The organism is Paracidovorax sp. (genome assembly GCF_057642795.1).
In genome coordinates this window covers 111848-126249 of sequence record NZ_JBXYZY010000034.1, presented here as the reverse complement: position 1 = coordinate 126249, position 14402 = coordinate 111848, and the positions used below count along the sequence as shown (strand labels likewise).

Sequence of the window (14402 nt, the reverse complement as noted above, 5' to 3'; positions counted from 1 at the left end):
GTCGCGCGCCCGGGCGGTCCCCGCGGGTGATCTAATCCCGGCGAGCCCTCCGCCGGCCCGCTTCAATCACTCTCGCTCCACAGGTCACCGTGCAATTTCCCTGGCGTCGCTTTCAGCCCGGCATCACGGCCCAGCTCTTCCTGGCTGTGCTGAGCACGGCCATCTTCATGGTCGTGGCCATGGGCGCGGCCGCGCAGTGGAGCTTCAGCCGGGGCTTTCTGGGCTATCTGAACGAAGCCGCAGCCGACCGCCTGCAGGCCGTGCGCCCCCGGCTGGAGCAGGCCTACGCCGAGAACGGAGGGACCTGGGACTTCCTGCGCGACGACCGCAAGCGCTGGTTCAAGCTGCTGCGGCCGGTGGCCGAGGGCGATGCCTCCCCTGCGGCGGTGCTCGCGCAGCGCCCGTTGTCGGATCTGGCCGGCGCGGCCCTGCGCAGCACGCTGCTCGACGCCGGGCTGCATTTCGTCGTCGGCCACGAGGGCTTTCGGCTCGATGCGCCCCGCTGGCCCCTGCAGTCGGGCGGACGCACGGTGGGCTGGATCACCACCGCGCCGTTCGAAAGCGTGAGCGCGGCGGGCGATGTGCGCTTCGTCGCCAGCCAGTACCGCGCCAGCTGGACCATGGGCGCTGTCTCCGTGCTGCTGGCAGCGCTCATCGCGCTGTGGGCGGCGCGCCGGCTGCTGCGCCCGTTGCGGGCAGTGGCGGCGGCCACCCACCGGCTGGCGGCGGGCGACTACGCCACCCGCGTGCCGGTGGTGGCGGCCGGCGAGGTGGGCCAGCTCGCCTCGGACTTCAACCGCCTGGCCGTCACCCTGGAGCGCAACGAGCAGATGCGGCGCGACTTCATGGCCGACATATCACACGAGCTGCGCACGCCACTGGGCGTGCTGCACGGCGAGCTGGAAGCGATGGAGGACGGCGTGCGCCCGCTCAACCGCGTGGCCGTGCAGTCGCTGCAGGCCGAGGTCGCCACGCTCAACAAGCTGGTGAGCGATCTCTACGACCTGTCGCTGGCAGAGGCAGGCGCCATGACGTTCCGGCTCGTGCCGCTCGATCTGGCGGAGCTGCTGCAGGCCAGTGCCACGGCCTACCGCTCGCGGCTGGCCAGCGCCGGCATCGCGCTGGAGGTGCGGCTGTCAGCGCAGTCGCTGGCGGTGGCGGGCGACGGGCGGCGGCTGCACCAGCTCTTCGGCAACCTGCTGGAGAACGCGGTGCGCTACACCGACGCCGGCGGTACGCTGCGGATCGACGCCGAGCGTGACGCCGCGGGCTGGGTGCGCGTGGCGTTCAGCGACTCGGCCCCCGGCGTGGCGCCGGAGCATCTGCCGCGCCTCTTCGACCGCTTCTACCGCGTGGATGCCTCGCGCAATCGCGCCAGCGGCGGAGCCGGCCTGGGCCTGGCCATCTGCCGCCGCATCGCCGAAGCCCACGGCGGCCGCATCGAAGCCCGGCAGTCGCCCCTGGGAGGCTTGTGCGTGATGCTGTGGCTGCCGGTGCCAGCCGGCGATTCGGCGGCACAGGTTGCGAGCGTGCCCCAGCCTGAGGAGCAAGCTCCATGAGTTCCTTGGCGCAGCGCGAAGCCGAGGCCATGCCGCCGGCCCGCATCGTGGTGGTCGAGGACGAGCCCAAGATGGCCGCGCTGCTGCTGGATTACCTGCGCGCCGCCGGCCACGAACCGCACTGGCTAGACGATGGCCGCGCCGTCGTGCCGCATGTGCGTGAGCACGCGCCCGACCTGGTGCTGCTGGACGTGATGCTGCCCGGCCGCGACGGGCTCGAGGTGTGCCGCGAACTGCGCGGCTTCAGCGACGTGCCCATCATCATGCTGACCGCTAGGGTGGAAGAGGCCGACCGCCTGGCCGGCCTGGAATGCGGTGCCGACGACTACATCTGCAAGACACCGTTCAGCCCGCGCGAGATCGTGGCGCGCGTCAAGGCCATCCTGCGGCGCAGCCGGCTGGCGCCGGCGCAGGCCGCCGCGCCCACCCCCGTGAGTGAGCCAGCGCTGCGTATTGACGTGGAGAGCTACCGCGCCTATTTCCACGGCGCCCTGCTGGACCTGACGCCGGTTGAATTCCGCCTGTTGCGCACCCTGGCTGCGGCGCCCGGGCATGTCTTCTCGCGCGACGTACTGCTCACCAAGCTGCACCATGACCACCGCGCCGTGACGGATCGGGCGGTGGACAGCCATATCAAAAACCTGCGCCGCAAACTGGCGCAGGTGGATGCGCAATGCGATCCCATCCGGGCAGTCTATGGGGTGGGCTTTCGGCTTGACCTGTAGTCGGGCGTAGAAGGCCTGGCCCGGCCCCATGAAGCAGCCCAACCTTGGATAGCGAGTCTGTGACATCGCTGCTGAATATTCACATATTCACATATTCACTTGATGCAGCGGTGGTTCATGGTGAGTGATCCCGCAATGGGAGCAGCGCTGCATGACAGGCTGGTCGGCGGCCCAGCCAATCTCGGGGCGAAGCGCGGGCCGATTGCCGGTGGGCGCTCACATGTGCTGACGAACGATGATGCACCCCGCATTCGTCACGTTTAGATCGGGGTCGCCGAGTGATATTCAGATATTAATATGCGGACTGAATATCGAAATAGTAAACGCGGCTGACGGGTGGGAGAGCCCCATACCCCTGGCCGGTGGACCCCCTGATATCGAGGCCTTCATGCGTATCAACCTTCCCGTTACCGCCCGCGAATATCCCTTTCCTCGCGGAGAAACTCTGGTTTCCACTACCGATCTACAGGGCCGCATGCTGTATTGCAACCCGATGTTCATCGAGGTCAGCGGCTACACGCGGGAGGAATTGCTGGGCCAGCCCCACAACATGATTCGCCACCCCGACATGCCCGAGGAAGCCTTTCGCGACATGTGGGCCACGATCTCTTCGGGGCTGCCGTGGTCGGCCCCAGTGAAGAACCGGCGCAACGACGGTGACTTCTATTGGGTGATGGCCAACGTCACGCCGCTGATCGAGGGTGATCGGCCTGTGGGCTACATGTCGGTGCGCACCGAAGCCACGCGCGAACAAATCCAGGCGGCTGAAGCGCTTTACGCCCGGATGCGCGCTGAAAAGCAGGCCGGCCGCCAGATGCTGGCTCTGAAGGCTGCCCGGCTGGTGAGCAACACCCCGCTGGGGCGCGTGGCGCAGGCCCTGCGGCTGGGCATGGGCACCAAGGTGTGGATGGCCTGCGCGGCCATGTTCCTGGCTTGCCTGATGGCATCGCTGGCCGGCACGCCGGTGTCGGGTATGGGGGCTGCGGCGGCCTGGTTGGCAGCGCTCGCCGTGGCCGCGGGCGCGGCCTCCTACATCAGCAGCGCCGCCGTCGCGCCGCTGGGCCAGATGGTGCGAGCCGCCAATCGCATGGCGGCAGGCGACCTCACGCAGTCACTGCAGGTCACGCACTCCGATCTGATGGGCGATCTGCAGAAGGCGCTGAGCCAGCTCAACGTCAACTTGCTATCCATCGTGCGCGATGCGCGGGAGGAGAGCGAGAAGATGCGCAACGCCACGCAGGACATCGCGCGGGGCAACCGCGATCTCTCCAGCCGCACCGAGACCCAGGCCAGCAGCCTGGAGCAGACGGCTGCGTCGATGGAGGAGATCACCGGCACGGTCAAGCTCACAGCCGAATCGGCCAGCCAAGCCAGCCAGATGGCCAGGCGCGCAACCGAAGTGGCTGAGCGCACCAGCGAGGCCGTCAACAGCGTGGCCGACACCATGAAGCAGATCCAGGCCGCGTCGGGCCGCATCGGCGAGATCACCCAGCTCATCGACAGCATCGCCTTCCAGACCAACATCCTCGCGCTGAACGCCGCCGTGGAAGCCGCCCGTGCCGGAGAGCAGGGCCGTGGCTTCGCCGTGGTGGCGCAGGAGGTGCGCAGCCTGTCACACCGCACGCAGACGGCCGCCAAGGAAATCCGCGCGCTCATCGACGACTCTGCCGCCAAGGTGCAGGAAGGCCATCGCAAGACCGACGGCGCACAGACCACCATGGGCGAATCGCTGGAGCTGGTGCGCGACATGAGCACGCTGATCGGCGAGATTCACAGTGCGGCCAACGAACAGCTCTCGGGCATCTCGCAGATCAATACGGCCGTGGCCCACCTGGATACCATCACCCAGCAGAACGCGGCGCTGGTCGAGCACAGCGCCGGCCTCGCGCAGCAGTTGCAGAGTCAGGCGCAGACGGTGACCGAGACGGTGCAGATCTTCCGCGTCGCGGCCGGTGCCCCCGCGGCCACGCGCCAGGACGCTGTGTCGCTGCGCAAAGCCATGAAAGCGCAGCAGACCGCATCGTCCGGCCAGGCGGTGCTCGAACACGCCTGAGGCAGGACCTCTCCGGGAAGTAAACGCGCAGATTCAAGGCTGAATCACGCTCTGGTGCAGGTGGATAGAGCGCAGTGTGCTATCAATAAAGTAGCGTTCCGGAGGGGCTCGAGCTGCGCCCGTGTGGGCAAGCGTGGCGGCGAGCGCGGCGCGTTTCCGATTTCTGGCGATAAGCCCTCCGGTCTGGCCTACCATGCGGGGCGCAGTCAGCCGGCTGTAGCTCACACTTTCGACCGTTGCCAGAAGGACGCTTCATGACCTCTTCCTCCGCCTCTCTCGCCGACCAGCTCTTCGCCCAGCTGCAGGGCGCGCCCCTGCAGCAGATCGCGCAGCAATTGGGCACCAGCCCGGAGCAGACCCAGGGCGCCGTAGGCGCAGCCCTGCCGCTGCTGCTGGGCGCGCTGGGCCGCAATGCCCAGCTGCCCGGCGGCGCCGACGCGCTGCTGAATGCGCTGCAGCGCGACCATGTCGACGCCGCACCAGCGGCGGCTGCCGAAGGCGGCGGCATGGACTGGGGCGGCTTGCTGGGAGCAGTGCTGGGCGGCTCGGGCAGCGGAGGCGCCGCGCCGACGGGCGGGGCCGACATCCTGGGCCACATCTTCGGCGGACAGCAGCGCCAGGCCGCCTCCGGCCTGGGCGAGGCCACAGGGCTCGGCGCTAACGCCGGTCAACTGCTGCAGGTGCTGGCCCCTATCGTCATGGCCTTTCTTGCCCAGCGCGTGAAGGCCGGCGGCATGGACGCCGGTGACCTGGGCGATACGCTGGGCCAGGAACATGCCCGCGTGCAGCAGCAGGGCGGGCTGGCCGGGGGCCTGATGGGCAGCCTGCTGGACCAGAACGGCGACGGCAAACTCGACCTGGGCGATCTGCTGAAGGTGGGTGGCAGCCTGCTCGGCGGGCGCCGCTGAAAGACCGCTGAGAACGTGAACACGTTCTGGGGGCTGCGGCAGGCCGCGCTGGCGGGCGGGTTGCCAGCCCCCCACGGTTGGGCCGACACTGGTGGCGCGTCTTGCCTTGCCATTTCGCCACCGCCATTCCACAAGGAGGTTCCCATGACCACCACTGTCTCAGAAATCCTCAAGTCCAAACCGCAGTCGAGCGTTCATACCGTCAAGCCGCAGGACACCGTGCTGCAGGCGCTCAAGGTGATGGCGGAGCACGGCATTGGTGCGCTGCTGGTGATGCAGGGCGACGAGATCGCCGGCATCTTCACCGAGCGCGATTACGCCCGCAAGGTGGCCCTGGCGGGCCGCACCTCGGGCGACACGCGCGTGAGCGATGTGATGACGAGCGCCGTGCGCTTCGTGCGTCCCTCCCAGAACACCGACCAGTGCATGGCCCTGATGACCGAGAACCGCCTGCGCCACCTGCCGGTGGTCGATGACGCAGGCCGCCTCGTCGGCATCGTCTCCATCGGAGATCTGGTCAAGCACATCATCTCCGAGCAGCAGTTCATCATCGAACAGATGGAGCAATACATCACGGGCCACCGCGCCTGATGCGCCCGGCTGACGCCCTGCGCGAGCCACGCGTCGCACGTGCCCGCTGCCGTGCCTCGTGCCAACCACGGGGGGCGCGGCCATGAGCTTCGACCTGGCCTGGGGCCAGGCCAGCGACGCCGGCCGCAAGCTGCCCAACGAAGACCGCGCCGGCCATGCGCAGGGGCAGGGCGCCGAGGCCGGGCACGGCGCCATCGCCGCCATTGCCGACGGCGTAAGCCGGGGCGGCCTGGGCGCAGAGGCTGCATCGTCCGTCGTGGGCGCACTGCTGCGCGACTATTTCGCCACGCCTGGCACCTGGGACACGTCGGTCGCGCTGGACCGCGTGCTGCTGGCCCACAACCAGTGGCTGGCGGGCATGAACCGCCGGCGCAGCCCGGCCATGGGCCTTTCGACTCTGACCGCCTTGGTGCTGCGTGGGCAGACATGGACCCTGGCGCATGTGGGCGACACGCGCGCCTACCTGCTGCGCGGCGGCCTGTGGCAGCAGCTCACCACCGACCACGTCCTGGCGCACCGCGACTTCGCGCACCAGCTCACGCGTAGCGTGGGCTCCGATGAGCGCCTGCTGGTGGACTACGTGCAGGGCGACCTGTTGGAAGGCGACCGCTTCGTGCTCCTCAGCGATGGCGTGCATGGGGCACTGCCCGAGCCGGCGATGCGCGGCCTGGTCGCCACGCCCGGCGGCTCGCCCCAGGCCGTGGCCGATGCCCTGGTGCAGGCCGCGCTGGCCGCCGGCAGCCGCGACAACTGCACTGCGCTGGTGGTGCAGGTGCAGGGCGCCAGCCAGGCCACGCTGCATGACCGCACGCGGCAGGCCCAGGCGCTACCCGTGCCGCCGCGCCTGCGCACGGGCGACGTGATCGACGGACTGCGCGTGCTGGGCACTGTCTCGGACACGGGCACCCATCTGCTCTACCGTGTGGCCGAGACGGGGCAACGCACGGAGGGGGGGGGCGCCGACGCCGTGCTCGCCGAGCCGCGGCACTTCGCGCTCAAGGCTCTGGCTCAGAGTCGGGCACACGATGCCGTCGAGCGCGACATGCTGGCCCACGAAGCCTGGTTGGCGCAGCGCCTGCAAGAGGGGCGCGCGGGCCGGCACCTCGCGCGCCTGCATGCCTGCCCTCCGATAGGTGAGGCCACGGCCTTCTATCTGCTCTACGACTGGATTGAAGGCGAAACCCTGGCGCCCTTGCTGGCGCGCAGCCAGCCCGTGGACGTGGCCCGCGCCGTTGACTGGGCCATCCAGGCTGCCCAGGCGTTGGGGCTGTTGCACCGCCAGAGCGTGATCCACCGCGATATCAAGCCCGACAACCTGCATGTGGGTGCGGATGGCGTGGTGCGAGTGCTGGATCTGGGCGTGGCCCTCTCAGGCCGCGAGCCCGAGGCCACGCGGCTGCTGCATGCCGGAACGCCCAGCTACATCAACCCCGAGCAGTGGCCCGGCTACGACGCGGCCCGGCGGGGTGAGCCGGCCGCGCCCGATGCCGGAGGCGACCTCTTCGCGCTGGGTGTCACGATCTACCAGCTGCTGACCCAGGGGCGCCTGCCGTATGGCGAGGTCGCACCTTACCAACTGGGCCGTTACCACCGCGACCCCGCGCCGCCCAGCCGGCTGAACCCTGCCGTGCCGATCTGGCTGGACCACATCGTCCTCAAGGCGGTGGCGCGTGCCGCGCCACAACGCTTTGAGACGGCAGAGGAACTGCTGCTGGCGTTGCAGCGTGGCGCATCGCGCCCCTTGCCGGCGCCCGCCGCCACGGCGCTGGCGGCGCGCTCACGACTCGCGCCCTGGCAGGTGGCGCTGGCCCTCAGCCTGCTGCTCAACCTGGTGCTGGTGTGCCTGTTGCTGCTGCTGCGGTGACGGCGCTTCAGCGGCACGCTGAATAAGTCCTTGCTGTGCAGCGCAGCGCTGCGGGAGGGCGGTCTTTGGCGTTGCCGCAACCCTTCGCCATCGCGGCGGCTCTGGCGGTGTGCGGTTCACTCTCGGGTTAGACCGCCACGCGTGCCCGGCCCCCTTTTTCGGCCCAGGTGCGCGTCCAGCGGCGCTGCATCACCCGCAGCAGAACCAGCATGGCGGCAGCCGCGGTAGCGAACAGCACGAAGCCCCAGAGATAACTGCCCGTGTACTGCTTGGAAAGACCCATGGCATTGGGAATGAAGCCGCCGCCCAGCGCGCCGATCTCCCCGATCATCGATCCCGCAACCGCCGTGGTGAGCGGCCAGCGCAGCGGCACCAACTGGAAGAGCGCGCCGTTGCCCGCACCCAGGGCCGCGAAGCACACCAGAAAGAGCAGCACCGTCGTGGACAGCGAGCTTTGCGCAAAGCCGCACAGCAGCAGGCTGGCCGCGGCCGTGACCAGCACGGCGGTGAGCGTGTTCACGCCGCCCCAGTGGTCCGACAGCCACCCGCCGAAGATCCGCAGCGCCGCTCCCATGAAGGCCACCAGCATGGTGAGCTGGCCCGCCTCGGTCTTGCTCACGCCGAACTGGTCGTAGAAGTAGCTTGGCAGGAAGGTCGTGAGGCCGATGAAGCCTCCGAAGGTGACGGCGTAGATCAGGCTGAAAGCCCAGCCGTCCTTCTCGAACAGGCAGGCCACGTGCTCGCGCAGGCTGGCGTGGGCATCCACGTCGGGCGGTTCCTGGGCAAAGGCGATCATCACCACGACCGGAATGGCGATGGCGAGCGCGGCCAGGCCATACACCGTCTGCCAGCCGAAGCGCTGGGCCAGCAGGGGCGCCAGCAGTGCGCACACCGCGGTTCCCACGTTACCGGCACCCACCAGACCCATCGCCAGGCCCTTGTAGCGCGGTGGGAACGAGCCCGAACCCAGCGACAGCGCGACGCCGAAGCTGGCCCCGGCGATGCCCAGCAGCACGCCCATGGCCAGCAGATCGTGGTAGCTGTCCACGAAGAAGTAGCCGAAGCCCATGGCCAGCGCGATACCGCCCATCTCGACCAGCGTGGCGTTCTTGCGGCCGATGTACTGCGCCAGCACGCCCAGCGGAAAGCGCATGAGCGCGCCCGCGAAGATGGGGATGGACAGCATCAGGCCCTTTTGCGCGGGCGTGAGCTGGTAGGTCTCGCTGATGAAGGGCGCCATCGCGCCGTTGATGACCCAGATGCCGCAGGAGAAGGCGAAGTACAGGAACGAGGCCCACAGGGTGGGCGCGTGGCCGGATCGGTGGAAGGCGCGCAGGGATGTCATGGTGCGGGTCGGCTGAGCCGGGAGTCTTTCCAAAACGGAAATGCCAAAACAAAAAGGCGTCCGCCTGCGGGGGCCGGCCTGGAGCCGGTTTCGTGCGGGCGGACGCCTTCGTCCTAGTGGGTCCGGACGCAGCGTCGCGTCAGGCTTTGCGTGGCGGTAAGCAAGCTCGATGCCAGAGGTGGTCCCTACGGCGGGGCGCGAACCGCGGCGAAAAGGCGTCCTCCCGCCTGAACATGCCCCAGATTGGGGCGTGCGTCGGTGCTTCCACACCCCGATCAGCTGTCACTAATTGTTAATCCGTGCGTCACGAGCCTGCCATGGATGGTGTTGATACTCACTCTTAATTGTTAAAAACTGTGAATTCATCAATATGACTGTCCGTTCGCGCATCGCCTTGCTGATCGTGCTGGCCCTGATGGCGCTGTGCGCCATCGGTGGCTTCGCGCTCTACCAATCGTCTCAGGGCGCTCTGCAGGTCAAGCGCGTGACAGAGGGGGTGGTGCCCAGCACCATCCATTCGGTGGAGCTGATGGGCCAGCTCAAGGATGTGCAGATCGCGGCCTTGAATATGGTGAGCGCCCCGGATCGCGCCACGGCCGAGGCGATGCACCAGCTGGTGACGGAGCGCAAGGACACGCTGCGCCAGGCGTTGCAGGCGCAGTCCCGTAGCGCCGACAGCGACGCCCAGCGCGGGCTCATCAAGGAAGCCGAGATGAGTCTGGACAACTATTTCGCCGCCATTGACGACACCGCCAAGTTCAAGCTGGCGGGCCAGCAGGAGGCGGCAGAGGCGTACATGGCGGCTACGGTGGACCAGTACCTGCGCGAGCAGGGGCAGATGATCGAGGCCGTGCAGGTCGAGCGCCGCCGCAGCAAGGACGAGGCCATCGCGTCGCTCAACCAGCAGCTCGAGCGCACCACCACCATGCTGCTGCTGGCGGCCGCGGTCAGCGTGATCGGCCTGGGCGGAGCGGGGCTGATGCTCTACCGCCAGATCGTTCACCCCATTGGCGAGATGCAGCTGAAGATGACCGAGATCGCTACCAGCCAGGACTTCTCGCACCGCGTGCCTGTGGCCCGCATGGACGAGATCGGCCGGTCGCTCACAGCCTTCAACGCCATGGTGGCCAAGATCCAGGAAAGCTCGGAACTCGTGCGTCAGAAGTCGGCCGACATCCAGGCCATGCTGCAGACGCTGCCGCAGGGCATTCTGACGCTCGAAGCCGGACGCCGTATCCATCCCGAATACTCGGCCTATCTCAGCACCTTGCTGGAACGTCATGAGCTGGCCGGCCACACGCTGGACGAGGCGCTGCTCGATCGCTGCGAGGGTAGCGCCGACGCCCGGGCCCAGGCCGATGCCGCCATCGACGCCTGCATCGGCGAAGACGAGCTCAACTTCTCTTTCAACGCCCACCTGCTGCCCCAGGAGCTGTGTCTCGTCTGCGCCGGCGGCCGGCGCAAGATCATCGAGCTGGGCTGGTCGCCCGTCACCGCGTCCGACGGAACGGTGGCACGCTTGCTGGTCAGCCTGCGCGACGTGACCGAGCTGCGCGAACTGGCCCGCGATGCTCAGGCCCGCAAGGAAGAGCTCTCCATGGTGGGCGAGCTGCTCGCCGTGCCGGCCGAGAAATTCCGCGCCTTCGCCGGCGCCGCCGCCCAGCTGGTGGACGAAGCGCGCGTGCAGCTGCAGGCCCCTCAGCAGGAGCGCGCCGCCGCCATCGCCGCACTCTTTCGCGGCATGCACACCATCAAGGGGAATGCCCGCACCTACGGCCTGCCGCGCATTGCCGATGCAGCCCATGTCGCGGAGCAACGCTACTCCGCGCTGCGCGACGACCTCACGGGCTGGGACGAAGCCGCGCTGGTGGCCGATCTGGACGCAGTCGATGCTGCACTGCAGACCTATGTACACGTGAACGACGAGACCCTGGGCCGCGGTGCCGCTGGCAACGAGGGTGCCGAAGGCGCGGTGCGCATCGCCCGCGAACGGCTGGACGCGCTGCGCGCCAGCATCGACAGCGTGCTGAGTGACGGCGACTGGCCGCAAGACCACCGCGAGCGGCTGGCGCAGGTCTCCCACGCGCTGGAGCACCCCGATGCGGCCGGCCTTGCCGAGGTCTTTGGCAGCGTCGCAGCCTCGCTGCCCGATCTGGCCCGTGAGCTGGGCAAGGAGGCCCCCGTGGCGGAATGCACCGGCGCGCCCGTGCTGTTGCGCGCCCAGGCGGGGCAAGCCATGCGCGATGCCTTCGTGCATCTGCTGCGCAACGCAATGGACCACGGCATCGAGCCTCCGCAGGAGCGCGCAGCCAAGGGCAAGCCAGCCCGCGGCCACATCCGTGTGCAGACGCAGATCGAGGGGGACTACGTCGCCGTGCGTCTGCAGGACGACGGCCGGGGACTGGACCTGGCGCGCATCCACGACAAGGCCCTGGCTCAGGGCCTGCTGGACCCGGATGACGCCCCCAGTGCCGACGCGCTGGCGCAGATGATTTTCGCGCCGGGCTTTTCCACCGCCAGCCAGGTGACGGCCGTTTCCGGGCGGGGCGTGGGCATGGATGCGGTCAAGGCCTTCATCGAGGCGCTGAACGGCAGCGTGGCCGTGGTGCTGGAGCCCGATGCGGCGGTCTACGCCACACCGTTCACCACCGTCATTCGACTGCCGCTGCGCTGGACGGTCAGCGCCCAGGGTCAGGGTAGCCGAGGCGCGCTGGGTGAGGCCGCGTGATGTTCGGCGACTGGTGGACTGCCATGATGGTGGGTGCGGTGCTGGGCGCCGTGCTGGGTGCGGTGCTGATGTGGCGGCTCTGCGCCATACGGGCGCGCCGTGGTGCCGAGGCCGCAGCTCGGCAGGCGGGCGCGCAGGCCGATGCACTGGAAACGGCGCTACGCGAGAACGCCTTGCTGCAGGCCGACCTGGACCGTGCGCAGGCCGATTGGCACAAGGAGCGCGAGCAGTGGCAGAGCACGGCAGCCGCGTGGGAAGGGCAGCGGCAGGACAGCGTGCTCAAGGCCGACCAGGCGCGTCGCTCGCAAGTGGTGCCCGCACTGGAGTACATCCACACACAGGGCCGCTCTCTGCAGGAGCTGCAAGGCATAGGCAAGACCTTCGAACGCTGGCACGCCGACATGAGCGCGCTGGTGCAGCACAACCGCACCATGCACGACAAGAACGACGAGTTCGCCCGCATTGTTCGGCAGATGGTGATCGTCGCGCTCAATGCCTCCATCGAGGCGGCGCGAGCGGGCGCGCAGGGGCGCGGCTTCAACGTGGTGGCTGGCGAGATGCGCGAGCTGTCGTCCCGCGCGGAGGCGCTCTCGCGCGACTACCGCGCCAGCCTGTACGCCAACGACCTCATCGCCACCACCACCTTCCAGGACATGCAGGCGGGCGGCAAGATGGTCATCAACGCCGCCATGGGCCTGCAGATGACCAACGGCCGTATCCAGGCCGCGCTGGAGGAGGCCGCATGACCGCTGGCGGCTTTTTCTCTTCTTCCGGCGCCACCGCCGTGAAGCCGGTGGCTGGCGACGTGCTGCGCCTGCTGAGCCAGCGCGCCTGCGACAGCCTGGACCGCATGATGCTCTCGGGCTTGCGCCAGAGCCTGGTGCCGGGCGATGCCAGCGCCGCCATCGACATGGTCGATGTCGTACCGACGGGCGCGGCCACGCACATGGCGGTGCTGTCCATTGCCTCCTTTCCCTTCCGGCTGAACACCGCGCTGCACTTCGCCCGCACCGAGGCCTTGCTGGCCTGGGCTGCCCGGCGTGCCGGGATGGAGGAGGGCGCCGGGCCCATCGGCGAGCAGCAGTTCATCGACGTCATTTGCGAAGTCGGCAACCTGTGCTGCGGATCCATCAACCGCGACCTGGGCGAGTTCCAGTCGTTCCTGGGGCTTTCGACTCCGCAGATCCTGGATGTGCGCTGCCTGCCGCACTTCGTGCGCGACGGCGCCGAGCATCTGCGTCACTTCCGTGTGCAGGTGCAGCCCGATCTGACGCTCTATGCCTCGCTCTGCGCGCGCGCCTATCTGCCGCAGGACTTCCACTGGAGCGGCCCGCCCGCCGAAGCCGCCGTGGAGTCGGGCGCGCTGGAGATGTTCTGACGCGCGCCTGCCCGCCAGGTCGGTGAGTCGCTGCCATCGCAGCCGCAGGTGCGCCATGGCCTCACCCTTTCCCGATGCCGTTTTGATTCGTCTTCCTCTTTTCGATCCTTTCTTCAATCGTTGCTGAAGTAGACCTGCATATGCAACCTGCACTGCCTGAGATCGAGAACGCGCCTGCCGGTTTGGGCACGGCTGCCGAGCATGGCGCTGCGCCCGAACCCGCTGCGCTGGTCAGCAAGGTCCTGGTCATCGAGACCGATGCCGGGGCGCTGGCCGCGATCCGTGCCTTCTGCGATGCCAACGGCCTGCAGGGCCACAAGGTCCATCCCCTGAACGTGCCCGCCGTGCTGCGCTCGCGCATCGACCTGGGCGCGGTGTTCGTGGGCGCCGAACTGCAGGGCGCGGTGACCGACGGCCTGGCAGTGGCGCGCGACATCGCCTGGCTGAGGCCCGAGCTGCCGCTTTTTCTGCGCATGGACGGCATGCCCGTGGCGCACGCCGAAGCCGCCATCCTCGCCTTGCAGCGCGAGCCGTCGGTGGTGCGCTACACGCTCGCCGAGATCGATGCCCTCAAGGCCGAAGTGGACCGCAAGCTCTTCGACCGCGTCTACCCCACCTCACTGGTGCGCACTCTCGGCGAGATGACGCAGGGCGCCCTGGCCAGCCAGTTCAAGGGCATGCAGGTGCGCCTGGATCCGGCTTACATGGTGCGCGACCGGCTGATCCACGGCGAACTGTTCACGCTCATTCCCATGGAGACGCCGTGGTGCCGCGGCTTCATGACGCTGCAGACCGACGCCGGGTCCCTGCGCCGCGCGGTAGCGGCGGGGCGAACGGCCTTTTCCGCTGAGGAGAGCGAGGACTTCCGCAACCTCAACGCCGTCCTGGGTGAGCTGACCAACCTCGTGTGGGGCGCGTTCCGCAACCGCTTCGGCACCGAGGGCGCGAGCAGTTCCTTCGGGGTGCAGGTACCCATCATCGTCAACCACCTGCACCGCTATATCAGCTTCGGCACGGAGAGCCCGCAGCTGTGCTTCAAGTGCCAGCTCTGGGCCCCGGAAGACCCTGAGGCAACGGCCATCACGATCTACCAACGCTTCGCCTTCAGCCTGAGCTGGGCACCCGAGCTCTACCGCGAGAGCGAGGCGCTGCTCAGCGGTTTCGTCGCATCCGGCGAGCTGGAGCTTTTCTGAGCTTCGTCCTCGTTGCCTCCTTTTCCTTCTTTCTTTTTGTCATTCTTTCTTTCTGTTT

Annotated in this window: 11 protein-coding genes; 10 read left to right on the top strand and 1 reads right to left on the bottom strand. The window is 68.4% G+C overall.

The annotated features are described in order from the left end of the window. Positions 1-89: 89 nt before the first annotated feature. The 6 genes from AC3A84_RS13390 to AC3A84_RS13365 all read left to right on the top strand — a co-directional run bounded on the left by AC3A84_RS13390 (position 90) and on the right by AC3A84_RS13365 (position 7700). Positions 90-1559 carry an ATP-binding protein gene (locus tag AC3A84_RS13390; RefSeq protein ID WP_487970238.1) on the top strand — a complete coding sequence of 490 codons (1470 nt, stop codon included), beginning with the start codon at positions 90-92 and terminating at the stop codon, positions 1557-1559. Beyond that, positions 1556-2284 carry a response regulator gene (locus tag AC3A84_RS13385; RefSeq protein WP_487970236.1) on the top strand — a complete coding sequence of 243 codons (729 nt, stop codon included), beginning with the start codon at positions 1556-1558 and terminating at the stop codon, positions 2282-2284. The genes AC3A84_RS13390 and AC3A84_RS13385 overlap by 4 nt, the downstream gene beginning before the upstream one ends. A 388-nt stretch (positions 2285-2672) precedes the next feature. Beyond that, a complete protein-coding gene (locus AC3A84_RS13380; RefSeq protein ID WP_487970234.1) occupies positions 2673-4337 on the top strand; it encodes a methyl-accepting chemotaxis protein in 1665 nt (554 codons plus the stop codon). A gap of 254 nt (positions 4338-4591) precedes the next feature. After that, positions 4592-5245 (top strand): DUF937 domain-containing protein, encoded by a 654-nt coding sequence (locus AC3A84_RS13375; RefSeq protein ID WP_487970232.1) that lies wholly within the window; start codon positions 4592-4594, stop codon positions 5243-5245. Positions 5246-5389: 144 nt separating this feature from the next. Then, entirely contained in the window at positions 5390-5836 is a 447-nt protein-coding gene (locus tag AC3A84_RS13370) for a CBS domain-containing protein (protein WP_487970231.1), read from the top strand. An 82-nt stretch (positions 5837-5918) separates the two neighbouring features. Continuing rightward, on the top strand, positions 5919-7700 hold the full coding sequence (locus tag AC3A84_RS13365) for a bifunctional protein-serine/threonine kinase/phosphatase (protein ID WP_487970229.1): 1782 nt from the start codon (positions 5919-5921) through the stop codon (positions 7698-7700). A 127-nt stretch (positions 7701-7827) separates the two neighbouring features. Here AC3A84_RS13365 and AC3A84_RS13360 read toward each other — a convergent pair whose 3' ends face one another. Continuing rightward, positions 7828-9045, bottom strand: coding sequence for an MFS transporter (locus AC3A84_RS13360; RefSeq protein WP_487970227.1), 1218 nt, complete (start codon positions 9043-9045; stop codon positions 7828-7830). A 370-nt stretch (positions 9046-9415) separates the two neighbouring features. On the opposite strand from AC3A84_RS13360, the gene AC3A84_RS13355 reads away from it, so the two are divergent. The 4 genes from AC3A84_RS13355 (at position 9416) to AC3A84_RS13340 (ending at position 14344) form a co-directional block, all read left to right on the top strand. Next, entirely contained in the window at positions 9416-11773 is a 2358-nt protein-coding gene (locus AC3A84_RS13355) for an ATP-binding protein (protein ID WP_487970225.1), read from the top strand. Next, positions 11773-12519 (top strand): methyl-accepting chemotaxis protein, encoded by a 747-nt coding sequence (locus tag AC3A84_RS13350; protein WP_487970584.1) that lies wholly within the window; start codon positions 11773-11775, stop codon positions 12517-12519. Before AC3A84_RS13355 ends, AC3A84_RS13350 begins: the two co-directional genes overlap by 1 nt. After that, entirely contained in the window at positions 12516-13151 is a 636-nt protein-coding gene (locus AC3A84_RS13345) for a hypothetical protein (protein ID WP_487970223.1), read from the top strand. Before AC3A84_RS13350 ends, AC3A84_RS13345 begins: the two co-directional genes overlap by 4 nt. Positions 13152-13291: 140 nt before the next feature. Further along, on the top strand, positions 13292-14344 hold the full coding sequence (locus tag AC3A84_RS13340) for a chemotaxis protein CheX (RefSeq protein WP_487970221.1): 1053 nt from the start codon (positions 13292-13294) through the stop codon (positions 14342-14344). The last annotated feature ends 58 nt before the right edge of the window (positions 14345-14402 follow it).